This window comes from Rhodosalinus halophilus, from assembly GCF_003298775.1.
GTDB lineage: Bacteria > Pseudomonadota > Alphaproteobacteria > Rhodobacterales > Rhodobacteraceae > Rhodosalinus > Rhodosalinus halophilus.
Window position 1 is genome coordinate 1 of sequence record NZ_QNTQ01000003.1, and the last position, 421, is coordinate 421.

The following is a 421-nucleotide window of genomic DNA, read 5'->3' on the forward strand; positions in this document are numbered from 1 at the left end:
GCATCGCCCGCGCGCTCTACCACGACGCCGATCTCATCGTCTTCGACGAGGCCACGAGCGCCCTCGACAACCTCACCGAGGCCGAGGTCATGGGGGCCATCGACGCCCTGCCCGGCGACAAGACGGTGGTGATGATCGCCCACCGCCTGAGCACCGTGCGCCGCTGCGACCGGATCGCGGTGCTCGACAAGGGCCGCCTCGTCGGCTGCGACACCTGGGACGCGCTGATGGAGGGCAACGAACACTTCCAGCGCATCGCGCGGCTGGGGGAGGCGGCTTGAACGGCCCGCAGATCCCAGCCTCGGCCGAGGGAGTACAGCTTCGCCTCCGCCTGGTGATGCCGGAGGACGCCGCGTATCTGCACGGGTTGCGCACCGACCCGCGCTACAACGCGCATCTCTCGCCCGTCACCGGCACGGTC

General features: G+C 70.3%; 1 pseudogene. It reads left to right on the forward strand.

The features are described 5' to 3' along the window. A pseudogene (locus DRV85_RS03585) lies at positions 1-281 on the forward strand (ABC transporter ATP-binding protein); the annotation flags it as partial. Positions 282-421: the final 140 nt, after the last annotated feature.